This window comes from Micromonospora sp. DSM 45708 (assembly GCF_039566955.1).
Classification (GTDB): Bacteria; Actinomycetota; Actinomycetes; order Mycobacteriales; family Micromonosporaceae; genus Micromonospora.
Genome location: NZ_CP154796.1, coordinates 4,939,487 through 4,962,260, shown reverse-complemented (window position 1 = coordinate 4,962,260; position 22,774 = coordinate 4,939,487). Strand labels below are relative to the sequence as shown.

Below are 22,774 nucleotides of genomic sequence, written 5' to 3'. Positions count from 1 at the left end.
CTCGGGAGGATGTCGGTGCGCGGGGGTCAGGTGGTCGGGACCAGGCGGAAGACCCTGATCTCGCGACCGCCGGCCCGCTCGACGTACGTGCGGTAGGCCGGCCACTCCTGGACCAGGCGGTCGAACAGCCGGTCCCGGTCGGTGCCGGTGACCTGCTCGGCGCGCACCGGGATCCGGCGGCCCTTGACGTCGACCTCCGCGGACGGCTGGGCCAGCAGGTTGAACGTCCACGACGGCTGGTGCCGCTGCCCCCAGTTCGAGCCGATCACCACGTAGGCGTCACCGTCGGGGACGTAGAGCAGGGGGTTGCTGCGGGGCCTGCCGGAGCGGCGGCCGGTGGACGTCAGCACCAACGTGGGCACCAGCCCGAACGCGACCACCCGCCCCTTCGTCAGCCGGCCGACCAGCCGGTCGGCGGGGACGAGCACGCGCATGGTGGCGGCGAACCACCGCTGGTGACCGAGGTGGCGGGCGAGGGATCCCAGGGCGGACACCCGCCAAGTGTGCCGCGCCCACCGCGTCCCGTCACCCCCTGAAGACCGCCGGTGGGGGCGGTCAGTCGAGGCGGCGTTCGACGGGCAGGCGGGAGCGGGTGAGCAGGGCCGCGCCGAGCATCGCCACCAGCGGCACCACCACCAGCACGGCCATGGTGAGGCCGGGCACGGTCAACGGGTACGGCGGCTGCACCGGCCAGGACTGCGCGTACCGCTGGTTCAGCGAGGCCAGCACGACGGCGGCGGAACCGAGCCCGGCCAGGATGCCCAGCGCCGAGCCGAGCACCGCGATCACGCCGGCCTGGCAGAGCGACAGCACCCGGCGTACCCGCGGGTCGGCGCCGACCGCCGCGAGCGTGGACAGGTCCCGGCGGCCCTCGGCGGCGGCCAGACCGGTGGCGACCGCGGCGGCGCCCAGCGTGATCACCCCGGAGGCGGCGGCCAGCAGGAGCAGCAGGGGACGCTGGTCGCTCGGTGGGTCGGCGGTCGACACCTGAAGGGACGCCGACGCCACCTCGGACAGCTCGTCGGTCAGCCGCTCGCGCTGCCCGTCGGTGGGTGGGTCGGCGGTGTCCACCAGGTAGCCCAACGGCGCGGCCACCAGGCCGAGCGCCCGCGCGGCGGCGGGGGAGAGGACCAGCCGGTCCACCGGAAGGCCGCCGCGCAGCGTGTACCCGGGCAGCAGGCGGGTGTCCGTCGGGGCACCGGAGCTGTGGGTGACCTCGACCCGGACCCGCCCGTCCGCCACCTGCCGGGGGTCGGTGACCACCACGCCGCCCGCGGCGAGCGTCCGGCGCGCGGCGGCCACCTCGTCGGCCGGCGCGCCGGTGAGCGCGGCCAGCGCGTCGCCGTCGTCCACGATGGCCGGCAGCGAGATGTCGTTCGGTTCCCGGAACGGCTGTCGGCAGCGGGGGTCGTCGCGGGCCGAGGCGGGAGCCGACTCGAACGGCTCGTACTCGCAGCGCTCCCCGGGCGGGCGCACCGCCAGGGCGAGGCAGTAGTCGTCCGGGGCGGCCGGACGGGCGCACTCGGGAAGGGCGAGGCCCGCCACGTCGGCGTCGGGCAGCACGGCCCGGACCCGTTCGGCGACCGCTCCGAGCGTCGGCCGCGGGTTTCCCTCCGGGTCGGCGAACTGGACCAGCGCGTGCCCCGGCGGCAGGCCGGGTTGCCACAGCGCCCGCTGCCGGGCGTCGTCGCTGGCCACGTAGACGCCGAGCGCGACGCTGCCGGCGACCGCCGCCATCACGGCCGAGATGGCCGGCGCGGCCGACGACCGGTTGCGGCTGGCGTCGCGCAACGCGAGCCGGGGGGTCAGCGGCAGCAGCCGGCCGGCCCGGGCCAGCAGCCCGACCAGCGTCGGGGTGCAGAAGACCAGCCCCAGCTCACCGAGGGTGACCCCGGCCAGCACCCCGGTCGGCGAGGTCCGGGTGGCGGCGAACGCGGCCAGGGCGGTGCCGACCACGGTGAGCAGCACGCCGAGCAGCAACCAGCGGCGGCGTGGCCGGGGCGCCTCGCGCCGGCCGGCCAGGCCGGCCACCACGTCCTGCCGGGCCGCGGACCAGGCCGGCGCGAGCGCCGCCAGCACGCCGGCCAGCACCGCGACCGCGGCGATCGCGGCGAGCGCGCTGGGAAAGACGCGGTACGCGCCGAAGCGCTCGTGGATCAGGTACTGCTCGACCAGCGGCCGGCCGGCGAACGCGGTCCCGACGCCGAGCAGCAGCCCGAGGGCGGCCCCGCCGGCGCCGAGCACCACCCCGTCAGCGAGCACGATCCGGCGCAGGTGGGCGGCGTCCCCGCCGGCCACCGCGACCAGCGCGAGGTCCCGCCGCCGGCGGCGTACGCCGACCGCGAACGCCGGCCCGACCAGCAGCACCACCTCCAGCAGACCCAGGCCACCGACCAGCACCGAGACGCCGGCCTCCTCGGCGTCCGGCAACTGCGTGCCGTTGTCGAACTCCTGCCGACCGGGCAGCGGGAACCGGGCGGACACCTGGATGCCGCGCGCGTTCAGCCGGTCGGCCAGCGCCGCGTCCATCGAGCCGGGCAGGTCCACCAGCCAGCTCTCGTCGGTGGGCGGCCCGTCCGGAGCGACGCCGGACAGCGTCACCACCTCACCCAGGTTGTCCGGGAACTCGACCACCCCGACCACCCGGTACGGCGTGCCGTCGGTGGTGCGCACCGGCGCTCCGAGGCGGGTGTCCAGCCGGCGCTGCGCGGCCGGACTGACCGCGATCTCGTCCGGGCGGACCGGCACCCGGCCCTCCCGGAGCCTGGCCAGCGGACGGGTGAGCGGGTCGGTCAGGTCGAGCGCGCGCGCCTCGAACGACACCGCCCGGCGGCCGAGCGGCGTCTCGAACGGCATCCACCGCCGGACCCGGATGACCCGGCTGCCGGCGGGCAGGAGCGCCCGCAGTTCGTCGGCGGTGACCGGGCGGGTCCGGGGCACCGGGTCGCCCTCGACCGGCCAGGAGTTGTCGCCCCACCTGTCCTGCGTCACCGGGGCCAGGTTCGTCCAGCGCAGCTCCGCGTCGGCCGCGCCGAGCCGGCGGTCGAGCCGTTCCGAGCGGGTCAGCTCGGACATGTCGTAGCTCGCCGCGGCGAAGCTGAGCCCCAGCACCGGCAGCGCGATCATCACCAGCACCAGCAGGGTCCGGCGGCGGGAGCGGCGGGCCTCCCGGCGGGCGATCCGCAGCGCGGTGCGCCACGACCCACGGGCCGCGGCGAGCCGGCCGGGGTTCACCGGCCGCTGCCGCTGAGCAGGTGCTCGATGCCGACCAGCGGCGCGGTCGAGTCGACCAGCACCCCGTCCCGGAGGAAGACCACCCGGTCCGCCCAGCCGGCATGCCGGGCCTCGTGGGTGACCAGCACCCCGGCCGCGCCGTCGTCCACCCGACGGCGCAGCAGGTGCAGCACCGCCTCGCCGGCCTGCGAGTCCAGCGCGCCGGTCGGCTCGTCGGCGAGGACCAGCCGGCGTTCGCCGACCAGGGCCCGGGCGATCGCCACCCGCTGCTGCTGACCACCGGACATCTGGTCGGGGAAGCGGTCCGCCTGCCCCACGACGTCGACCTCGCGCAGCGCGGCCAGGGCCAGCCGGCGGGCCGCCCGCACTCCGGTGCCGTCCAGCTCCAGGGGGAGCGCCACGTTCTCCACCGCGGTCAGGCTGCCGAGCAGGTTGAGATCCTGGAAGACGTACCCGATCCGGCGGCGGCGCAGACGGGCCAGCTCGCGGGCCGGCAGGCCGCCGAGCGCCTCGCCCTCGACCAGCACCTCGCCGCCGGTGGGCCGGTCCAGCCCGCCGGCCAGCGCCAGCAGCGTGGACTTGCCGGACCCGGAGGGGCCCATCACCGCCACCAGCTCGCCCGCCGCCACGGTGAGGCTGACGCCGCGCAGCGCGTGCACGGCGGCGTCGCCCGCGCCGTGCGTCCGGTGCACGTCGCGCAGTTCGAGCACTCCGCTCATCGTCGTGGCCTCCCGTGTCCCGTCACCGGCGGGCCTCGTCACCGGCCCGGTCCACCGCCTCGGGGTGGACGACCGGCCGGCTCGCCGTCGGGCGATGGCGGACCAGGCTGGTCTCGCAGTGGTCGAGCCACCGCACCTCGGCCTCGGCCTGGAAGATCATCGCGTCCAGCACCAGCCGCCAGGGCAGATCCTCCGGCTTGTCGCTGGCGTACTTCAACCGGGTGAACTCCTGCAACGCGCGCATGGTGGCGCTGCGCTGGGTCTGCACCACCGCCCGGACGTCCACACCCGGCGTGGTCAGCGCCAACGCCAACTTGATCGACAGTTCGTCCCGGGGCCGGTCGGCCCGGCTGATCGGGGTGGCGAACCAGAGTGCCAGGTCCGCCCGCCCGGCGTCGGTGATCTCGTACGGCCGCTGCCCGCTCTCGTTCTCCGGCAGCGGGCGGACCAGACCGTCGCGTTCCAGCCGGGCCAGCGTGGTGTAGACCTGCCCGATGTTGAGCGGCCACGTGGAGCCGGTCGACTCCTCGAACGCCGCACGCAACTGGTAGCCGTACATCTGGCCACGTTCGAGGAGGGCGAGCAGGCCGTGGCGGATGGACATGGCCTGGAGTATGCATACCTGGTATGCGCGCCGCAACCGGAGGGCTCCGCCGGGTGACCGCCGTCGCGCTCAGGCCGACCGACCGGGAAACGGAACGGTGACCGGGCTCACCCCGGCCGTACGCCGCCAGCGGGTGGCCCGCACCGCGCAGTCGGTGAGCGCGGCGAGCGCCGTGTTCCGGTCCGCGCCGGTGGTGTGCGGCAGCGCGGCCCGCCAGTGGCCGGCGGTCCGTTCCTCGATCTCCACGGCCAGCCGCAGCGCGGTCGTCCGGTCCGTCACCGGGTAGGGCAGCGCGTAGCCGGCCCGGTCGGCGGGCACCTCCCCGGCGCCCTCGGCGAGCTGGAGCAGCAGCGCGTCCCGGCGGGAGCGGTGCGCCGCCTCGGCGGCGCGGGCGGCCGAGCGGGCCGCGTCGGTGAGGTGCACGCCGATCACCCCGTACGCCCAGACCGCCGCGTACTCGGCGGCGAGCGCGTCACCGAGCGCCCGGGCCGGACCGCTGCTCGGGTTCACGCTGTGTTGTACGGGCATGCCCGCACGGCCCTCGCTGCGCTCGGTGCGTTCGCTCATGCCGTGCTGGCTGGGCATGCGCTCACGGCCCTCGCTGCGCTCGGTGCGTTCGCTCATGCCAGCGCCTCCACGTGGGTCGCCCGTGCCGCGGCGATCGAGCCGAGCAGCGCCGCCCGCTCGGCCGGCGCGGTCGCGCCGGCCTTGGCGGCGTTCGCGTGGCCCTGCTGCTCGGCCCGGCGCAGTTCGGCGAGCACGGCGTCCGGAGCGTCGGCCGGCGTGCCGGACGGGCCGGCCGGCGTGCCCGAGGGCGCCGGCCGGCCGATCACCCGGCGTAACTCGTCGGCGTGCGCCCGGTGCGCGTCGGCGATCGGGGTGAGCCGCGCGGCCAGCGCCGGCGCGGCGGAGGCGGCGGCCCGGTGCCGTGCCTCCAGCGCGAGCGCCTCGGCCGCCAGCGGCTCCAGCGCGTCCGGCCGCGGTGGCTCGCGGTCGCGGTCGAAAAGATCACAACCAGTCAGCGGCGTGGCCGCGCCACCGAGCGCCACGAGCGCGCCGGCCCGCAGCAAGCCACGCCGGGAATGCCCTACTCCGCCCTGGTCGGATGGTGTTCTGCCGGTCCCCACCGGACAAGTCAACACCATCCCCGCCACCCCGTGGGGCAGGGTCGTCGGTGCGCCGCCCGGTCCGCCACCCGGCCCAGGCGTTACGCTCTGCGCAGCCACCGGGCGCGGACGCCCCGGTGGCGTGCCGGCATGGCGGGTCGACCGCGCACGCCGGCCCGGACGAACACGGCCCCGACGGGCCGTGGCAACAGCAGAGAGGTGCGCGGAATGACGCAGCGTGGCCGTGCCACCCGGTCGTCCGGGCCCGCCGGGCGGCCCCGCCGGTCCGACGGCCCCCGCGGCCCGGAGCGAAGCGGCGCACCCCGCGGCGATCTCGCCGCCCGCCGGGCCCGGCTGCGCGAGGTGATCGAGCCGGTGGTCACCACCGCCGGCTACGACCTGGAGGATCTCTCCGTCTCCCGGGCCGGCCGCCGGCACGTGGTCCGCGTGATCGTGGACGCCGACGGCGGGATCAGCCTGGACGCCGTCGCGGACGTCTCCCGGGCCGTCTCCGCCGCGCTGGACGCCGCCGAGGAGGCCGCCGGTGACATCGTCGCCGGCGAGTACCAGCTCGAGGTCAGCTCGCCCGGCGTGGACCGCCCGCTCACCCTGCCCCGGCACTGGCGGCGCAACGTCGGCCGGCTGGTCAAGGTCACCGTCCGTGGAGCCGCCGGGGACCGGCAGCTCACCGGGCGGGTCACCGCCGCCGACGACGAGCGCGTGACGCTGGAGACCGACGCCGGCCCCGCCGCCCATCCGTACGCCGAGCTCGGGCCCGGCCGGGTCCAGGTGGAGTTCTCCCGCCTGGACGACCTGGCCGACGCCGACCTCGACGACGACACCGACACCGACATCGACGACGACGAAGAAGATCTGGAGGACGAGGAGAGGTGAACATCGACCTCGCGGCGCTGCGCGCCCTGGAGCGCGAGCGGGAGATCCCGTTCGACACGATCCTCGCGGCGATCGAGACCGCGCTGCTGACCGCGTACCGGCACACCGACGGCGCCGAGTCGCACGCCCGGGTGGAGATCGACCGCAAGAGCGGGGCCGCCTCGGTCTACGCGCAGGAGGTGGACGACGACGGCACGGTCACCCGGGAGTGGGACGACACCCCGCACGACTTCGGCCGGATCGCCGCCATGACCGCCAAGCAGGTGATCCTCCAGCGGCTGCGGGAGGCCACCGACGAGGTGCACTTCGGTGAGTACGCGGGACGCGACGGCGACCTGGTCACCGGCGTGGTGCAGGCGCACGAGGCCCGCAAGGAGAAGGGCATCATCAGCGTCGACCTGGGCAAGCTGGAGGGCGTGCTGCCGCAGTCCGAGCAGGTCCCGGGCGAGGACCCGCAGCACGGCGAGCGGATCCGCTGCATCGTCGTGCACGTGGCCAAGGGCATGCGCGGGCCGCAGATCACGCTGTCCCGGTCGCACCCCGCGCTGGTGAAGAAGCTCTTCGCGCTGGAGGTGCCGGAGATCGCCGACGGCACGGTGGAGATCGGCGCGATCGCCCGTGAGGCAGGTCACCGCACCAAGATCGCCGTACGCTCGACCGTGTCCGGCGTCAACGCCAAGGGCGCCTGCATCGGCCCGATGGGGCAGCGGGTCCGCGCGGTGATGAGCGAGCTGCACGGTGAGAAGATCGACATCATCGACTGGTCGGACGACCCGGCCACTTTCGTCGGCAACGCGTTGTCGCCGGCCAAGGCCCTGCGGGTCGAGGTGGTCGACCTGGCCAGCCGGACCGCCCGGGTCACCGTGCCGGATTTCCAGCTCTCGCTGGCGATCGGCCGGGAGGGGCAGAACGCCCGCCTGGCTGCCCGGTTGACCGGTTGGCGCATCGACATCCGCTCCGACGCGGAGTCCTCCGGCGCCGCCGGCCGCGGTGGAGCCGACCACGTACGGGAGCCGGGCGGCGCGATCTCGAGCAGCTAGGGGTAGACTTTCTCAGTGGTACGACGCGCGCTGCCGGAGCGCACCTGTGTGGGCTGCCGGAAACGAGCGCCGTCCAGCGAGTTGTTGCGGGTCGTCGCGGTCGGTGACGAGGCTGGTCAGACCAGTCTCCGGCCCGATCCGGCCCGCAGACTGCCGGGTCGGGGAGCGAACATGCACCCCAATCCGGCCTGCTTCGCGCAGGCGGTGCGGCGCCGCGCCTTCGGGCGGGCACTGCGGGTCGCCGGGGTCCCCGACCACGGCGCGCTTGCCGAGCACGTCGACGCGCAACCCCCGACGAGCGGTCAAACCCGACCGGTCGCGGGTCGCTAGCAAGGTAGGACGACCGACATGAGCACACGATGAAGTCGCAGAAATGACCAGGCTTCAAGTGCACGAGTGAGGTTGCTGCGGGTGCTGCCCGCACGACCTCGGAGTGAGGAGTGCAGTGGCAGGAAAGGCCCGCGTACACGAGCTTGCCAAGGAGCTCGGGGTCGAAAGCAAGACCGTTCTCGCCAAGCTCAAGGAGATGGGCGAGTTCGTGAAGTCCGCCTCCAGCACCGTCGAGGCGCCTGTCGCCCGACGGCTGCGGAACGCGTTCGTGGCGTCCGCCGGTTCGCCGGCGCCCGCCGCCCCGCCGACAGCCGCGCCCAGCGGCCCGGCACCGACCCCCATGCCCACCCCGACCCCGGGTGCCCCCCGGGTCTCGGCCCGTCCGATGCCGCCCCGGCGGCCGGCCGCGCCGGCCCCTGGACCGAAGCCCAAGGGCCCGGTCCCCGGCCCGCCGCAGCCGGCGACTCCGGTCGCCAAGCCGGCGAGCGCGCACGACATCGAAGTGGCGGCCGCCGAGGCGCGCGCCGCCGCGCTGAAGGCTGAGCAGGAGGCCGCGGTCAAGGCCGCCCAGGCCGCCCGCCAGCAGCAGCGCGAGACCGTCCGCCGGGAGCCCCCGGCCGAGGGCGGTCCCCGTCCCGGCCCGCGTCCCGGCCCGAACGCCATGCCGCCGCGTCCGGGTTCCCCGGCCGCGCGTCCCGGCGGTCCGGGTCAGGGTCAGGGCCCCGGTGCCCGGCCGGGCGGTCGTCCGCCGGCGCGCGGCGCCGGTAACAACCCGTTCGGCATCCAGGGCGGTCAGCAGCAGCGTCCGCCGGCCGCCGGTGCGGGCGGTCCCCGTCCCAGCCCGGCCGGCATGCCGCCGCGGCCCAGCCCGGCGTCCATGCCGCCGCGGCCCAGCCCGGCGTCCATGCCGAGCCAGCGTCCGACCACCGGTCGCCCCGGCGGCCCCGGTGGCGGTCGTGGCGGCCCCGGTGGCGGCGCGGGTCGTCCCGGCGGCGGTGGCGGTGGCTACCGCGGTGGCCCCGGTGGTGGCGCCGGCGGTGGCGGTGGTTACCGCGGCGGTCCCGGTGGTGGCGCCGGCGGTGGCGGTGGTTACCGCGGCGGTCCCGGTGGTGGTGGCGGCGGCGCGCCCGGCGGTGGTTTCCGTCCGGGTGGTCCGGCCGGCGGCGGTGGCCGTCCGGGCGGCGGCGGTCGTGGCCGTGGTGGTGGCGCGGCGGGTGCCTTCGGGCGTCCCGGCGGTCGGCCGACCCGCGGTCGCAAGTCCAAGAAGCAGCGCAGACAGGAGTTCGACAACCTGTCGGCCCCGACCATGTCCTCGGGCGCGCCCCGTGGTCAGGGTCAGGTCGTCCGGCTGTCCCGTGGCGCTTCGCTGTCGGACTTCGCCGACAAGATCAACGCCAACCCGGGTTCGCTGGTCCAGGAGATGTTCAACCTGGGCGAGATGGTGACCGCCACCCAGTCGTGCTCCGACGAGACGCTGCTGCTGCTGGGCGAGCACCTCGGCTTCGACGTGCAGATCGTCAGCCCGGAGGACGAGGACCGCGAGCTGCTCGCGCAGTTCAACATCGACCTCGACGCCGAGGTCGCGGCGGACCGCCTGGTCAGCCGTGCGCCGGTGGTGACCGTCATGGGTCACGTCGACCACGGTAAGACCAAGCTGCTCGACGCGATCCGCAAGGCGAACGTCGTGGCCGGCGAGGCGGGTGGCATCACCCAGCACATCGGCGCCTACCAGGTCCACGTCCCGCACGAGGGCGAGGACCGCGCGGTGACCTTCATCGACACCCCGGGTCACGAGGCGTTCACCGCCATGCGTGCCCGTGGTGCCCAGGTGACGGACATCGTGATCCTGGTGGTGGCGGCCGACGACGGCGTGATGCCGCAGACCATCGAGGCGCTCAACCACGCCAAGGCGGCGGACGTGCCGATCGTGGTCGCGGTCAACAAGGTCGACAAGCCGGAGGCGAACCCGGACAAGGTCCGCCAGCAGCTGACCGAGTACGGCCTGGTCGCCGAGGAGTACGGCGGCGACACCATGTTCGTCAACGTGGCCGCCAAGCCCGGCATCGGCATCGAGGAACTGCTCGAGGCCGTCCTGCTGACCGCCGACGCGTCGCTGGAGCTGACCGCTCCGATCGACGGGCCGGCGCAGGGTGTCGCCATCGAGGCGCACCTGGACAAGGGCCGGGGTGCGGTGGCGACCGTGCTGGTGCAGAAGGGCACGCTGCGGGCGGGTGACTCCATCGTCGCCGGTGGGGCGCACGGCCGGGTGCGGGCCATGCTGGACGAGAACGGCAAGCCGGTCGACACGGCCGGGCCGGCGCGTCCGGTCATGGTGCTGGGTCTGACCACGGTGCCGGGTGCGGGTGACACCTTCCTGGCCGCCGAGGACGACCGCACCGTACGGCAGATCGCCGAGCAGCGGCAGGCACGGCGGCGGGCGGCGTCGTTCGCCAACTCCCGTGGCCGGGCCACTCTCGAGACGCTCATGGAGCAGCTCAAGGAGGGCGAGAAGACCTCGCTCAACCTGGTGCTCAAGGGCGACGTCTCCGGTTCCGTGGAGGCGCTCGAGGACGCGCTGTTCAACCTCGACATCCCGGAGGAGGTCCAGCTTCGGATCATCCACCGGGGCGTGGGCGCGATCACCGAGAGCGACGTCATGCTCGCGAGCGCCTCGTCCGAGGCGGTCACGATCATCGGCTTCAACGTGCGGGCCGCCAACAAGGTCCGCGAGATCGCCGACCGCGAGGGCGTGGAGATCCGGTACTACACGGTCATCTACCAGGCCATCGAGGAGATCGACGCCGCGCTCAAGGGTCTGCTCAAGCCGGAGTACGAGGAGGTCGAGCTGGGCACCGCGGAGATCCGCGACGTCTTCCGCTCGTCCAAGATCGGCAACATCTCCGGCTGTATCGTCCGGTCCGGCCTCATCCGCCGCAACGCCAAGGCGCGGCTGCTGCGGGATGGGTCGGTCGTGGCGGACAACCTCACGATCAGCTCCCTGAAGCGGTTCAAGGACGACGCGACCGAGGTCCGCGAAGGCTTCGAGTGTGGTCTGACGCTGGGCGGTTACAACAACGTCCAGGTCGGCGACATCATCGAGACCTTCGAGATGCGGGAGAAGCCGCGCGCCTGAGCGGTGTGCACGACCGGTCGACGGCCGGGGCCTTCGGGTCCCGGCCGTCGCCGTTTCCGCAGGCTGCGACAATCTCCGGCGTGACCGGGTACGCACTGCTCCTCGCCCCCTCCGCCAACCGCGTCTACGCCGACGCGGCAGCCCGGCTGGCCCGCGCCGAACTGGCCGTGTTCGCCGGGTCGGGCGTGCTCGACGCGCCGCCGGCCGACGCCGAGGTCACCCGCATCGGCGGAGTGGAGTACCTCACCTTCGACGCGCCCGCACCCGGCCTCGGCGCGCGGGACCTGGCCCACCTGGCGAACCTGTCGGCGGCGTACGCGCTCTTCGAGCGGGTCGGCGACGACCTGCTCCGGCCGGTGCCGCTGCACCCGCTGGCCCGGTACGACTCCGACCTGATCACCATCCCCAAGTACGCCGGCAAGACCAACGAGCAGTTCACCCGACTGCTGCTCAACGTCACGCTGCTCGCCTCCGCCGCCGCGCCCCGGATGCTCGACGGCGGGCTGGTGGTGCTGGACCCGCTCTGCGGCCGGGGCACCACGCTCAACCAGGCGCTCATGTACGGCCACGACGGCATCGGCGTCGAACGCGACAGTCAGGACGTGGAGGCGTACGCGGCGTTCCTGCGTACCTGGCTGCGCCGCAAGCGGCTCAAGCACACGGCGGAGACCACGTCGGTGCGCCGGGACCGCAAGCTGGTCGCCCGCCGCTTCGAGGCGGTGCTCTCGCCGTCGAAGGACGCGCACCGGGCCGGCGTCACCCAACGGATCACCGTGCTGAACACCGACACCACCCGGGCCCGCGAGGTGCTCCGCGCCCGCTGCGCCGACGTGCTCGTCACCGACGCGCCGTACGGGGTGGCGCACGGCAGCCGCACCGGCCAGGGCCTGTCCCGCAGTCCGCTGGAGCTGCTCACCGCCGCCGTACCGGTGTGGCGGGAACTGCTGCGGCCGGGCGGCGCGCTGGGGCTGTCCTGGAACACCCACGTGGCGCCGCGCGCGGCGGCCGAGGCGGTGCTGACCGATGCCGGCCTGCGCGTGGTCGACGGGCCCGGCTGGCGGGACCTGACCCACCGGGTCGATCAGGCCATCGAGCGGGACGTGCTGGTGGCGGTCGCGCCATAACCGGGTGACCGGCGGTGGTCACGTCTTATCCGGGTGACCGGCGGCGTCCCGGCGCGTACCGTTGCTCGCCGTGTATACCGGAACCGCACTGTTCGACCTGTTGTTGCCGGGTGACTCCCGGTCCCTGAAGGCCAAGCGGTCCTACGTCCGGCCGATCGTCGCCGCGCTGCGCAAGTTCGAGGTCTCGGTCGCCGAGGTCGGCGCGCTGGACCTGCACGGCCGGGCCGAGATCGGGGTGGCCGTGGTGGCCGCCGAGCCGGCCCACGTCCGCGAGGTGCTCGACTCCTGCGAACGGATGGTCGCCGCCCGCCCGGAGACCGAGCTGCTGTCGGTGCGCCGCCGCCTGCACGGCGCGGACGACTGACCCGGCCGGCGCGGCGTGCGGCGGCCCGGCCGTGCCGCGCGTCGCCCGTCGGGGCGCGGGTAATGTTCTTCGACGTTGGGCGGTCGGACCCGGCGGCGCCCGGCGCCGTCCGTCTCCGGCCGGCGGGCCCCGGTCGCGACGCGATCCGGGGCCGTAGGTGGCAGTGATCAGGAGGTGGGGGACATGTCGGATCCGGCCAAGGTACGCCGGCACGCGGAGCGGGTTCGCGAACTAGTCGCGTCGGTGGTGCGGAGCCAGATCAAGGATCCCCGGCTCGGCATGATCACGATCACCGACGCCCGGATCACCGCGGACCTGCGCGACGCCACCGTCTTCTACACCGTGCTCGGTGACGCGGCGGCCCAGGCGAGCACCGCCGCCGCGCTGGAGAGCGCCAAGGGCATGCTGCGCAGCACCGTCGGCAAGGCGCTCGGCCTGCGGCACTCGCCGACGCTGACCTTCGTGCTCGACGACGTGCAGAACCAGGTCAAGCACATCGACGACCTGCTCACCGCCGCCCGCTCCGCCGACGCCGAGGTGCAGCGGCTGGCCGCCAAGGCCGCGTACGCGGGCGACGCCCAGCCGTACCGGGTCGAGGAGGACGACGACTCCGACGTCGAGGGCGACTCCCCGGCCGACGACGAGCCGCACGGCGGCGACCGCCGGTGACCGACGCCGTCCGGGACGGCGGGCCGGCCGCCGCCGTGAGTGGCGCGCCGGCCCTCGCCGGTCCCACCGACGCCGACTGGGCGGCTGCCGTCGCGGCGCTGCGGGGCCTGCCCGCGGACGCGCGGGTGCTGCTGATCTGCCACGTCAACCCGGACGGGGACGCGCTCGGCAGCATGCTCGGCTTCGCGCTGGGCCTGCGCCGACTCGGGGTACGCCATCTCCAGGCGACGTTCCCCGGCCCGCCCGGCGTGCCGGAGCCGTTCCGCTGGCTGCCCGGCGTCGAGTTGCTGGTGCCGCAGGACGACGCGTACCCGGACCCGGACCTGGTGATCTGCTTCGACGCGGCGAGCGGGGCCCGGCTCGGCGACCTGGCCGACCGGCTGGGCCGGGCCGGCACGTCGCTGGTGCTGGACCATCACGCCTCGAACACCGGCTTCGGCGACGTCAACCTGGTGGACCCGCACGCGGCGGCCACCTCCGTGGTGGCGCTGGGGCTGCTGGACCGGCTCGGTGTTCCACTGGACGCGGCCACGGCGACCGGGCTCTACGTGGCGCTGACCACCGACACCGGCTCGTTCCGTTTCGAGGCGACCACCCCGGCCGTGCACGAGATGGCCGCGCGCCTGCTGGCCACCGGCATCCGCCCCGGGGACATCTCCCGGCGGGTCTTCGACACCCGCCCGTTCGGCGCCGTCCGCCTCTTCGGCGAGGTGCTCGGCCGGGCCACGCTGGAACCCGCCGCCGCCGACGGTCACGGCCTGGTCTGGACGTACGCGACCCGCGACGACCTGGCCCGCCACGACCAGCCGGCGTACGTGTTGGAGGCGCTCATCGACTCGGTCCGCTGCACCGCCGAGGCGGACGTGAGCTGCGTGGTGAAGCAGTCCGGTGACGCCGAGTGGGCGGTCTCGCTGCGCAGCAAGGGCGCGGTGGACGTGAGCCGGGTGGCGGTGGGCCTCGGTGGCGGCGGGCACCGGTTCGCGGCCGGGTTCACCGGGCGTGGCCCGCTCGACGACGTGATCGGGCGCATCCGCGCCGCACTCACCGCCGCGGTGCTGGCCACCCCACCGGCCTGATCACTCCGGTACGGCCCGGCACGCCGCCTGACACGTCACGGGCGTCCGACGACTCAGCTCGAAAGGCGGGCCAGGGGGTTCCCTCCCGGGTGTGCCGGGTGGGTGGGGTGTCCGGTTTCGGGGTGGTGGGTGGCACCCTGGCGGTGGAATGGGTCGGGGGGGCGCGGCGTTGTATCCCGGTGCACGGCCGAGGAAGGCGAGCGCCCCCGCGCACCCGCCGACCCCCCCCGCCGGGAATGATGGTGGGCCCCCGGTCGTTGGACAGTCTTCCAGTGCCGCGTAGAGGCCCTGCCCCGTGAGCAGCCGGATCCCCCGTGAACCTTTCTTGTGCGCCTGACGGTGCCACGCGCCCCCACCCCCGGGGGTGTGTCGACCCCCGAATGGAGCCTCCTCGTGAACACGATTCTGCGTAAGAGCGTTCTGGGTATTGCTGGTCTGGCGTTTACCGGTGGTGTGTTCGCCGGTCCGATCGCCGCGCACGCCGACACCGCCCACGCCGCCACGGCTGGTAAGCCGGTCGCGGTTGCCGCGGTGCAGGGTGAGCAGTCGACGATCGGTCTGGACGACGAGCAGACCGCCAACGTGAAGGCGATCATCGCGGCGACGAAGAAGGCCGGGCTGCCGGAGCGGGCGGCGGTCATCTCGATCGCGACGAGCTTGCAGGAGTCGAAGTTGGAGAACCTGGGCCATCTCGGCGACCGTAATGACCACGACTCGCTGGGGCTGTTCCAGCAGCGTCCGTCCAGTGGTTGGGGTACGGCCGAGCAGATCACCGATCCCGAGTACTCGACGCTTGCGTTCCTGAAGGGCCTGAAGCAGGTCGACGGTTGGCAGGACATGCCGCTGACCAAGGCCGCCCAGACCGTGCAGGTGTCGGCCTACCCGGATGCGTACGCGCAGTGGGAGAAGCAGGCCACCGACCTGGTCGCCAAGTACTGGAACAGCTAAGACGGCATGAAGGCCGGCATCCCGCCCGGGGTGCCGGCCTTCAGCGTTTCCCCGCAGACACGAGGCGTGCCGGTCTTCCCGCGCTACGCCACGCTGGGGACAATCGGATGATGGATCACCCCCGTGAGCTCACCGTCGAGGCGCCCCGGGTCTGGGACCGGCCGGTCGTCTCCGTACCGGTGTTGATCTGCCTCTCCCTGGTCGGTGGCCAACTGCCGTCGTTCTCGACGGTGGCGAACCTCTACATTCTCGGCACCGGCGGGGGGTTGATCTGGGTCGGTCTGAGCAACCGGGTGCCCCGACGCCCGGCGCCGCGACGGCTGCCGTCGGCCGCGCTGTGGTGGCTGTTGCCGGTCACCGTCTTCGGGGTCTTCGAGGGGGCGACGTTCGTGCTGTCCGTGGGCGACGACTTTCCCACCTTCTCCCGGCTGGCCGATCCCCTGCTTGAGGATCACCTGGCCCGCTCGGCGGCCTGGTTCGCCTGGCTGGCCGCGTTCTGGGGACTGGTCCGCCGATGATGCGCGCGCTGGCCATCGGCGGGTTCCTGACCGCCGTGTTGCTGTTCGCGGCCGTGGAGTGGGCCGCACGCAGGGAGGGGTCCCGGGTCCCTTCGCTGACCGACGTCTGCGCCTTCGTCATGCGGTACGAGGTGGGGCCGGTGCCGGTGGGCCGGATCGGTCTGTTCGGCTTCTGGTGGTGGCTGGGCTGGCACTTCCTCGCCCGCTGAGACGTCGCCGGAAACGGGGTTGCCCTGTCCGCATCGCGGGAACAGTGGGCACTATCTGGAAAGTGAACGTTAATTTGGGTGCGGGACCGGCGCTTCGCGGCGCTGGTCACGGGGGGTGGTGCCGCACCCGGCGCTGCCTCCCTCCAGGGTCAGACCGACCCGGGCTCACGCTGCCAGGCGAGCCGCTCCGGTGATCCCGGACCGCTGCCGGGCGCGCAGCAGGCCGACGACTCCGGTCGCGGCGCGACGGTCGTCGCGTCGTCGACGACGGGGCGTCGGACGCCCGCAGGGCCGCCGTGCCTCGGTGGTCCGCACCCTGGAAGGACATGCCATGCCGAGCAAGCGCAAGCCGCAGACCGAGACCACCAACGACGAGGCGCGCGAGCAGATGCGTCGCGCGTTGCAGACCTCGATGGACACCCGTCAGTGACGCAGGCCGCCCGGCGGTGACGCCGGCCGGCTGGGGCCCCGCAGCACCGTGACCGGCCCCACCGCCAGCGTCACCGCCGCACCGGTCGCCTGACCCGGTGCGCCGCATCCTCGTCGTCGGCAGCTCGGGCGCCGGCAAGAGCACCCTCGCCGGTGAACTGGCCCGGCGACTCGACCTCCCGCTGATCCACCTCGACCGCCACTACTGGCGGCCCGGCTGGGTCGCCCCGACCGTCGCCGAGTTCCGTGCCGAGGTGGCCGCGCTCGCCGCCCGCCCGGCCTGGGTGATGGACGGCAACTACGCCAGCACCCTCGACCTCCGGCTGCCCCGCGCCGACCTGTTGGTGCTCTGCGACCCGCACCGGCTGCGGTGCCTGGCCCGGGTGGCGCGTCGCCGCTGGGCCCACCGCGCCGAGCCCCGACCCGATCTTCCCGAGGGCTGCCCGGAGCGCGTCGACCTCGACCTCCTGCGCTACGTCTGGCGCTACCCGCGCCGCTCCCGCCCCCGGGTGTCGGCGGCCGTCGCCGCGTACGCCCCGACGCTGCCGGTGCGTCGGCTGCGCGGTCGGCGGGACGTGGCCCGCTTCCTGGCTGAGATAGGTAAGCGGTCCTAGCGGGTTGCGCGCCTTACCGTGCGCGTGCCAGGATCGGCGGCGATGAGCACGACTGCCGCCCCCGCCACCGCCGCCACGCCCCGGCGGATCGCCGCGCTCGCCCTGCCCGCGCTGGTGGTGCTGGCGGCGGAGCCGCTCTACGTGCTCGTCGACACCGCGGTGGTCGGCCACCTCGGTCGGGTGCCGCTCGCCGCGCTCGCCGTCGGCGGCACGGTGATGACGCTGACCGCCTGGATCGGCACCGTCGTCGCGTACGGCACCACGGGGCGGTCGGCCCGCCGCTTCGGTGCGGGGGACCGGGCCGCCGCGGTGGCCGAGGGCGTCCAGGCGTCCTGGCTCGCCCTGACCGCCGGCGTGCTGGTGGCGGTCGCCATCGGCATCGGCGGGGGCGCGCTGGCGCGTACCCTCGTCGGCGGTCCCGGTGAGGTGGCCGACGCCGCCGCCGGCTGGCTGCGGGTCGCGGCGCTCGGCGCTCCCGGCCTGCTGCTCGCCGCCGCCGGCAACGGCTGGCTGCGGGGCGTCCAGGACACCCGCCGACCGTTGCTGTTCGTGCTCGCCCCCAACCTGCTCTCCGCGTTGCTCTGCCCGCTGCTGGTCTACCCGGCCGGGCTCGGCCTGGTCGGCTCGGCGGTGGCGAACGCGGTGGCGCAGACGCTCTCCGGCGTCCTCTTCGCGGCGGCGCTGGTGCGCGAGCGGGTCTCCCTGCGGCCCCGGCCCCGCACCATCGGGCAGCAGTTGGTGCTCAGCCGCGACCTGCTGGTCCGGGGCGTCGCCTTCCAGGCGAGCTTCCTGTCGGCGACCGCGGTCGCGGCCCGCTTCGGCGCCGCCGCGGTCGGCGCGCACCAGATCGCCGTACAACTCTGGTTCTTCACCGCGCTGGTGCTGGACGCGCTGGCGATCGCCGCGCAGGCCCTGGTCGGCGCCGCGCTCGGTGCCGGCGACGCGGCCGGCGCGCGGTTCCTCGCCCGCCGCGTCGCCGTGCTCGGCGGCGTGTGCGGCGTGGCGTTCGCGGTGCTCATCGCCGCCGGCGCGGGCGGCGTGCCGTCGTTGTTCAGCTCCGATCCGCAGGTACGCGAGCAGGCCATGGTGGCCTGGCCGTGGCTCGTCGCGCTCCAGCCGATCGGTGGCGTGGTGTTCGCGCTCGACGGGGTGCTGATCGGCGCCGGCGACGTGCGCTACCTGCGTAACCTCACCATCGTGGCCGCGCTGGGCGGGTTCCTGCCGGCGATCTGGCTGGCCTACAGCCTCGACCTCGGGCTGGGCGGGATCTGGGCCGGGCTGACGCTGTTCGTGGTGCTCCGGCTGATCGCGCTGCTGCTGCGACTGCGTTCCGGCGCCTGGGCGGTGGTCGGCGCGGTCCGCTGACCACCGCCCAGGTCAGCAGGGCTGGAACGAGCCGGGACCGCCCATCCACGGCTCGACCGTGAAGAAACCCTCCTTCAGTCGGGCGCAGTCGAGGTTGTTCGTGCTCGACTGCGCGGAGATCAGCCAGGGGCCGCGCTGCGCCGCCGGCAGTTTCTCGGCCCGAGAGATCTCCCAGATCACCCGGTCGCGGATGCTGGCGATCCCCGCCGGGCCCGGCGTCGTCCGCGGGATGTCGAACGCGTACATCCAGACGTACTCGGTGGTGATCCGCAGGCCCGGTACGCCGTCCTCGGCGGTGAACGCCGCGTAGCTCATCTCGCCCCGGACCCGGATCTCGTCCACCTTGGCCCGGGAGTCGATCCGGGTGGCGTAGTGCACGAACGACCGGTCGTCGAAGTGCTGGCGGATCTGGGCGCGGGAGTCCGGCGCCAGCAGCGTCAGGAACGGGTCCGCGTCCCCGACGTGCATGGGGAGGGCGAGCCGGGCCTGAACCAGCGCGGCCCGGACCTGGGCGAGGGCCGCGGACACCTCGCGGGCGGTGAACGGCGGCTGTGCCGTGGCCCGCGGCAGGACGATCCCGGCCTCGCCCACCGCGAAGTCCGCGCCGGCGGTGCCCACGAACAGGTCGCGCGGCTCGCCGATCTGGCTGAGCGGAACCGGCGACGGGCTTGACTCGGCCGAGGCCGAGGCCGAGGCCGAGGCGGCGGCGGCCCGCACCCGGTCGACGGTGACCCGGCCGAGCACGGTCGTGCCGACGATCAGCACGAGCGCGAGCAGCACCACGAGTGTGACGTGACGCTTGCCGCGCTGCCGGGACCAGACCATGCGGAAGCGCTCGGCACGGGTCAGCGGGACGTCCGCGTCCGCACCGGTCATCCAGCTCGGCAACCGGATCTCCGCACCCCGGGAGGCGACGGCGTAGGGGTCCGGCTCGGGTGGGGTGGTGCCGGGTTCGGTGCTCATGCGGCATTCCAGCGGGGCGCAGGGGCAGGGGGCGCATGATCATTGCACTCGGACGCCGATCCCGCTGTCCCGTTTCCGTGCCGGTCAGATCCGCTGGTGGCGGATCGCCCACGCGAGGTAGAGCGTGCCCACGACGAGCAGCGTCGCGGTCACCGCGACGAACACGAACGAGCCGATCGCGGCCAGCGCCGGATGCCGGTCGCCGAACCGGCTCCGGCCCTGCCACGCCCACATCCGGCGGCGTGTCGCCGCCAGCGCCGGTACGCGGTCGACAAGTTCGGACAGGCGGCGGCCGGGGGTCCGGCGCGGCGGCTCCGGATGGCGCATCCACTCGGGCAGGTCGACCCGGGCGCGGTGGGGTGGTGAGGGCATCGGTGTCTCCCGGGGAACGAGGCGGGCGGGTCAGCAGGTGTCGGGGAGGTCGAGGGTCTTGTCCGGGTCGAAGACCGCGTCCGGATCCGGGTCGACGGGACCGCCGAACGAGGGCTTGCCGAGCGCGAGCAGGCCCTTGTCCCAGGCCGCGCAGTCGATGTTGGAGGCGTACGAGTCGGACTTCTCGATCCAGAGGCCGAGCGAGCCGCGGCGCACGTCGTCCGGGTGCGCCACGCTCCACACCACGGTGTCGTGCACCACCACGACACCGTCGCCCGGCACCGTGCTCGCGGTCGGGAACGCGTACGCCCAGACGAAGTTCGTGGTGACCGCCAGGATCCGGATGCCGCGCGGATCCTTGGTGGCCCGGTAGCTGATCCGGCCCTTGACCCAGGGCTGGTCGCTGGTGAGCCGGGCGCCGGGGGCCAGCCGGGTGGCGTAGCTGCCCACCTCGCCGGAGGGGACGTCGCGGCGCAGGTCGGCCCGGGCGTCCGGCGCGAACTGGCGGACCAGCCGCTCCGGGTCCTTCGCCGTGAAGAACGCGCGGTCCAGCCGGGCGGTCACCAGCGCCTTGCGCACCTTGGTCAGCGTGTCCGCCACCTGCTTCTCGGTGAACGGGCCGGTCCGCTTGGCGCGGGGCAGCGCGATCCCGGCCGCGCCCTGCGGGAACGCGGCGGCCGGGGTGCCGTCGAACGGTCCGGTGGCCGGTGGCGGCGACGCCGAGGTGAGGGCCTGCTCGCCGCTCGGCGGGCTGATCGCCGGGTGGGCCACCGGGGCCGCCTGCCAGCGTCGGTAGCCCTGGTAGCCGACCGTGGTGACCACCCCGGCGCAGGCCAGCAGCAGCACCGCGACCGCACCGCCGAGCAGCTTGCCCGAGTGTCGCCCCAGGGCGATGCGCCAGCGTTCGACGCGGGTGGGCTCGGCTTCCGGAGCGGCCTGACGGAGCCACTCGGGGACCCGCCCCAGGGCGTCCGGGGACAGCGGGTCGGTGGGGTGGGACTCGGGGGTGGCGCGGTGATCGGTCATCAGGCTTCCGGGTCCGGGGGGTGGCGGCGCATGATCTTGGCATCCGGGTACGCGGGGCGGTATCCCCCACAGGGCCGATCGCCGTCGTCTGGCAGGCTTGGTGGTCGTGAGCACAGACGGTCTGATCGTGGTCGACAAGCCCGGCGGCATGACGTCGCACGACGTGGTGGCCCGCATCCGGCGGCTGGCCCGGACCCGCCGGGTCGGGCACGGCGGCACGCTGGACCCGATGGCCACCGGCGTGCTCGTGATCGGGGTGGGCCGGGCGACCCGGCTGCTCACCTACGTGATCGGCGCGGGCAAGAGCTACGCCGCGACGATCCGGCTCGGCCAGGCCACGGTCACCGACGACGCCGAGGGGGACGTGATCGCCACCACCGCCACGGCGGGGGTGACCGACGACGCGGTCCGGGCCGCGCTGGCGGCGTTGACCGGCGAGATCGACCAGGTGCCGAGCGCGGTGAGCGCCATCAAGATCAACGGAGAGCGGGCGTACAAGCGGGTCCGCGACGGGGAGAGCGTGGAGCTGCCCGCCCGCCGGGTCACCGTCTCCCGCCTCGACGTGCTGGCCATCCGCCGGGACGCCCCGGACGTGGTGGACGTGGACGTGGACGTGACCTGCTCGTCCGGGACGTACATCCGGGCCATCGCCCGGGACGCGGGCCTGGCGCTCGGGGTCGGCGGTCACCTCACCGCGCTGCGTCGTACCGCGGTCGGCGGCTTCGCGCTGGCCGAGGCGGCCACGCTGGCGCAGTTGGAGGAGCGCGCGCCGGAGGTGGTGAACCTGCCGCTGGACGCCGCCGCCGCGCGGTTCTTCCCGCGCCGGGACGCCACCGCCGAGGAGACCCGCACGCTGTCCCACGGCGGGCCGCTGGACCCGGCCGGGATCGCCGGTCCGTACGCGGTCTTCGATCCGACCGGCGGTCTGATCGCTATCGTCAGCGAGCGGGACGGGCGGGCCCGCGCGGAGATCGTGCTGGCGCCGGCCTGACGGCGCGCGGGCGGACAGGGGAGGAACGGCATGCAGCGGTGGCGGGGGTACGAGGCGGCACCCGGCGGCTGGGGGCGTTCGGTGGTCACCATCGGCGTCTTCGACGGGGTGCACCAGGGGCACCAGGCCACCATCGGGCACGCCGTGGCGCGCGCCCGGGAGTTGGGCGTCAAGTCGGTGGTGGTGACGTTCGACCCGCACCCGGCCGAGGTGGTCCGCCCCGGGTCGCACCCGGCGGTGCTCACCGAGCCGGCCCGCAAGGCGGAGCTGATCGAGGCGCTCGGCGTGGACGTGCTCTGCGTGGTGCCGTTCACCGCCGAGTTCTCCCGGCTGCCGGCCGAGGCGTTCGTGCACGACATCCTGGTCGAGCACCTGCACGCCGCGCTGGTCGTGGTCGGCGACAACTTCCGGTTCGGGCACCGGGCGGCCGGCGACGTGGCGCTGCTGGAACGGCTGGGCCGCACGTTCGGCTTCGGCGTGGAGGGCGCCCCGCTGGTCGTCGGGGCGGGCACCGTCTTCTCGTCCACGTACATCCGCTCCTGCGTCGACGCCGGTGACGTGCGCGCGGCGGCGGCGGCGCTGGGTCGCCCGCACCGGGTCGAGGGCGTGGTGGTCCGCGGTGACCAGCGCGGACGTGAACTGGGTTACCCCACCGCCAACCTGCTGACCCACCGGTACGCGGCGGTGCCCGCCGACGGGGTGTACGCGGCCCGGCTGGTGCGCCGCGGCAGCGACCCGCTCGCGGCGGCGGTGTCGATCGGCACGAACCCGACGTTCTCCGGCCGGGAGCGCCGGGTGGAGGCGTACGCGCTGGACTTCTCCGGTGACCTGTACGGCGAACGGCTGGCGCTGGACTTCGTGGCGCACCTGCGCGAGCAACGGACGTACGACGCGATCGAGCCGCTGGTCGCCCAGATCGCCGAGGACGTGGAGCGCACCCGCCGGGCGGTGTCCTGACCCGCCGGGGCGACCTTGACCGGCCGGGCCGGTCCGGGGCTGGTAGGCTGACGGAGACGTCGGCTGACCGACGGGAGCCTCGCGTGCCT

The 22,774-nt window shown here is 74.6% G+C and carries 23 protein-coding genes and 1 pseudogene; 15 read left to right on the top strand and 9 right to left on the bottom strand.

Features of this window, described 5'->3' with window-relative positions:
- Positions 1 to 26 precede the first annotated feature (26 nt).
- From VKK44_RS21075 to VKK44_RS21050, 6 genes are all read right to left on the bottom strand, one after another.
- Positions 27 to 494 (bottom strand): nitroreductase family deazaflavin-dependent oxidoreductase, encoded by a 468-nt coding sequence (locus tag VKK44_RS21075; protein ID WP_343442895.1) that lies wholly within the window; start codon positions 492 to 494, stop codon positions 27 to 29.
- Between the two features lie 61 nt (positions 495 to 555).
- The gene (locus VKK44_RS21070; RefSeq protein WP_343442894.1) at positions 556 to 3,234 is read right to left on the bottom strand and encodes an FtsX-like permease family protein; all 2,679 of its coding nucleotides are present in this window, start codon (positions 3,232 to 3,234) and stop codon (positions 556 to 558) included.
- On the bottom strand, positions 3,231 to 3,953 hold the full coding sequence (locus tag VKK44_RS21065; protein ID WP_343442893.1) for an ABC transporter ATP-binding protein: 723 nt from the start codon (positions 3,951 to 3,953) through the stop codon (positions 3,231 to 3,233). The genes VKK44_RS21070 and VKK44_RS21065 overlap by 4 nt, the downstream gene beginning before the upstream one ends.
- 22 nt (positions 3,954 to 3,975) lie before the next feature.
- Positions 3,976 to 4,557 carry a PadR family transcriptional regulator gene (locus VKK44_RS21060; RefSeq protein ID WP_343442892.1) on the bottom strand — a complete coding sequence of 194 codons (582 nt, stop codon included), beginning with the start codon at positions 4,555 to 4,557 and terminating at the stop codon, positions 3,976 to 3,978.
- 69 nt (positions 4,558 to 4,626) lie between these two features.
- Positions 4,627 to 5,085, bottom strand: a complete 459-nt coding sequence (locus VKK44_RS21055) for a ferritin-like domain-containing protein (protein ID WP_343447844.1) — start codon at positions 5,083 to 5,085, stop codon at positions 4,627 to 4,629.
- Positions 5,086 to 5,177: 92 nt separating this feature from the next.
- Positions 5,178 to 5,627, bottom strand: a complete 450-nt coding sequence (locus VKK44_RS21050) for a hypothetical protein (RefSeq protein ID WP_343447843.1) — start codon at positions 5,625 to 5,627, stop codon at positions 5,178 to 5,180.
- Positions 5,628 to 5,891: 264 nt separating this feature from the next.
- On the opposite strand from VKK44_RS21050, the gene rimP reads away from it, so the two are divergent.
- The 13 genes and pseudogenes from rimP to VKK44_RS20985 all read left to right on the top strand — a co-directional run bounded on the left by rimP (position 5,892) and on the right by VKK44_RS20985 (position 18,376).
- Positions 5,892 to 6,557 carry a ribosome maturation factor RimP gene (gene rimP, locus VKK44_RS21045; protein WP_343442891.1) on the top strand — a complete coding sequence of 222 codons (666 nt, stop codon included), beginning with the start codon at positions 5,892 to 5,894 and terminating at the stop codon, positions 6,555 to 6,557.
- The gene (nusA, locus tag VKK44_RS21040) at positions 6,554 to 7,597 is read left to right on the top strand and encodes a transcription termination factor NusA (protein ID WP_343442890.1); all 1,044 of its coding nucleotides are present in this window, start codon (positions 6,554 to 6,556) and stop codon (positions 7,595 to 7,597) included. The genes rimP and nusA overlap by 4 nt, the downstream gene beginning before the upstream one ends.
- Before the next feature lie 15 nt (positions 7,598 to 7,612).
- Positions 7,613 to 7,949, top strand: a pseudogene (locus tag VKK44_RS21035) (YlxR family protein).
- A 93-nt stretch (positions 7,950 to 8,042) separates the two neighbouring features.
- Positions 8,043 to 11,060 (top strand): translation initiation factor IF-2, encoded by a 3,018-nt coding sequence (gene infB / locus VKK44_RS21030; protein WP_343442888.1) that lies wholly within the window; start codon positions 8,043 to 8,045, stop codon positions 11,058 to 11,060.
- Between the two features lie 80 nt (positions 11,061 to 11,140).
- On the top strand, positions 11,141 to 12,184 hold the full coding sequence (locus VKK44_RS21025; protein WP_343442887.1) for a TRM11 family SAM-dependent methyltransferase: 1,044 nt from the start codon (positions 11,141 to 11,143) through the stop codon (positions 12,182 to 12,184).
- Between the two features lie 70 nt (positions 12,185 to 12,254).
- Positions 12,255 to 12,548: a DUF503 domain-containing protein gene (locus VKK44_RS21020; protein WP_107156020.1), complete on the top strand. Its 294-nt coding sequence runs from the start codon at positions 12,255 to 12,257 to the stop codon at positions 12,546 to 12,548.
- Positions 12,549 to 12,731: 183 nt separating this feature from the next.
- Positions 12,732 to 13,217: a 30S ribosome-binding factor RbfA gene (rbfA, locus tag VKK44_RS21015; protein ID WP_343442886.1), complete on the top strand. Its 486-nt coding sequence runs from the start codon at positions 12,732 to 12,734 to the stop codon at positions 13,215 to 13,217.
- 35 nt (positions 13,218 to 13,252) lie between these two features.
- A complete protein-coding gene (locus tag VKK44_RS21010) occupies positions 13,253 to 14,293 on the top strand; it encodes a DHH family phosphoesterase (RefSeq protein WP_343447842.1) in 1,041 nt (346 codons plus the stop codon).
- A 393-nt stretch (positions 14,294 to 14,686) separates the two neighbouring features.
- Positions 14,687 to 15,241, top strand: a complete 555-nt coding sequence (locus VKK44_RS21005) for a hypothetical protein (RefSeq protein WP_343442885.1) — start codon at positions 14,687 to 14,689, stop codon at positions 15,239 to 15,241.
- 110 nt (positions 15,242 to 15,351) lie between these two features.
- On the top strand, positions 15,352 to 15,759 hold the full coding sequence (locus VKK44_RS21000) for a hypothetical protein (RefSeq protein ID WP_281935551.1): 408 nt from the start codon (positions 15,352 to 15,354) through the stop codon (positions 15,757 to 15,759).
- On the top strand, positions 15,759 to 15,968 hold the full coding sequence (locus VKK44_RS20995; protein WP_343447841.1) for a DUF6186 family protein: 210 nt from the start codon (positions 15,759 to 15,761) through the stop codon (positions 15,966 to 15,968). Before VKK44_RS21000 ends, VKK44_RS20995 begins: the two co-directional genes overlap by 1 nt.
- Before the next feature lie 527 nt (positions 15,969 to 16,495).
- Positions 16,496 to 17,011 carry a P-loop NTPase family protein gene (locus VKK44_RS20990; RefSeq protein WP_343442884.1) on the top strand — a complete coding sequence of 172 codons (516 nt, stop codon included), beginning with the start codon at positions 16,496 to 16,498 and terminating at the stop codon, positions 17,009 to 17,011.
- Between the two features lie 42 nt (positions 17,012 to 17,053).
- Entirely contained in the window at positions 17,054 to 18,376 is a 1,323-nt protein-coding gene (locus VKK44_RS20985; protein WP_343442883.1) for an MATE family efflux transporter, read from the top strand.
- 12 nt (positions 18,377 to 18,388) lie between these two features.
- Here the strand turns inward: VKK44_RS20985 and VKK44_RS20980 are convergent, their stop codons facing one another.
- From VKK44_RS20980 to VKK44_RS20970, 3 genes are all read right to left on the bottom strand, one after another.
- The gene (locus VKK44_RS20980) at positions 18,389 to 19,339 is read right to left on the bottom strand and encodes a hypothetical protein (protein WP_343442882.1); all 951 of its coding nucleotides are present in this window, start codon (positions 19,337 to 19,339) and stop codon (positions 18,389 to 18,391) included.
- Between the two features lie 84 nt (positions 19,340 to 19,423).
- On the bottom strand, positions 19,424 to 19,711 hold the full coding sequence (locus tag VKK44_RS20975; RefSeq protein WP_343442881.1) for a hypothetical protein: 288 nt from the start codon (positions 19,709 to 19,711) through the stop codon (positions 19,424 to 19,426).
- A gap of 30 nt (positions 19,712 to 19,741) precedes the next feature.
- The gene (locus tag VKK44_RS20970; RefSeq protein ID WP_343442880.1) at positions 19,742 to 20,737 is read right to left on the bottom strand and encodes a hypothetical protein; all 996 of its coding nucleotides are present in this window, start codon (positions 20,735 to 20,737) and stop codon (positions 19,742 to 19,744) included.
- 106 nt (positions 20,738 to 20,843) lie between these two features.
- On the opposite strand from VKK44_RS20970, the gene truB reads away from it, so the two are divergent.
- A complete protein-coding gene (gene truB, locus VKK44_RS20965; RefSeq protein WP_343442879.1) occupies positions 20,844 to 21,728 on the top strand; it encodes a tRNA pseudouridine(55) synthase TruB in 885 nt (294 codons plus the stop codon).
- Positions 21,729 to 21,758: 30 nt separating this feature from the next.
- Complete coding sequence (locus VKK44_RS20960; protein WP_343442878.1) at positions 21,759 to 22,685, top strand: bifunctional riboflavin kinase/FAD synthetase; 927 nt, start codon at positions 21,759 to 21,761, stop codon at positions 22,683 to 22,685.
- Positions 22,686 to 22,774: the final 89 nt, after the last annotated feature.

Coding starts and splice junctions, on each gene's coding strand:
- VKK44_RS20980 (WP_343442882.1), bottom strand. CDS start 19,339: ATGAGCACCGAACCCGGCACCACCCCACCCGAGCCGGACCCCTACGCC.
- VKK44_RS20985 (WP_343442883.1), top strand. CDS start 17,054: ATGAGCACGACTGCCGCCCCCGCCACCGCCGCCACGCCCCGGCGGATC.
- VKK44_RS21060 (WP_343442892.1), bottom strand. CDS start 4,557: ATGTCCATCCGCCACGGCCTGCTCGCCCTCCTCGAACGTGGCCAGATG.
- VKK44_RS20970 (WP_343442880.1), bottom strand. CDS start 20,737: ATGACCGATCACCGCGCCACCCCCGAGTCCCACCCCACCGACCCGCTG.
- VKK44_RS20975 (WP_343442881.1), bottom strand. CDS start 19,711: ATGCCCTCACCACCCCACCGCGCCCGGGTCGACCTGCCCGAGTGGATG.
- rbfA (WP_343442886.1), top strand. CDS start 12,732: ATGTCGGATCCGGCCAAGGTACGCCGGCACGCGGAGCGGGTTCGCGAA.
- VKK44_RS21065 (WP_343442893.1), bottom strand. CDS start 3,953: ATGAGCGGAGTGCTCGAACTGCGCGACGTGCACCGGACGCACGGCGCG.
- VKK44_RS21000 (WP_281935551.1), top strand. CDS start 15,352: ATGGATCACCCCCGTGAGCTCACCGTCGAGGCGCCCCGGGTCTGGGAC.
- VKK44_RS20960 (WP_343442878.1), top strand. CDS start 21,759: ATGCAGCGGTGGCGGGGGTACGAGGCGGCACCCGGCGGCTGGGGGCGT.
- VKK44_RS21055 (WP_343447844.1), bottom strand. CDS start 5,085: ATGCCCGTACAACACAGCGTGAACCCGAGCAGCGGTCCGGCCCGGGCG.
- rimP (WP_343442891.1), top strand. CDS start 5,892: ATGACGCAGCGTGGCCGTGCCACCCGGTCGTCCGGGCCCGCCGGGCGG.
- VKK44_RS20995 (WP_343447841.1), top strand. CDS start 15,759: ATGCGCGCGCTGGCCATCGGCGGGTTCCTGACCGCCGTGTTGCTGTTC.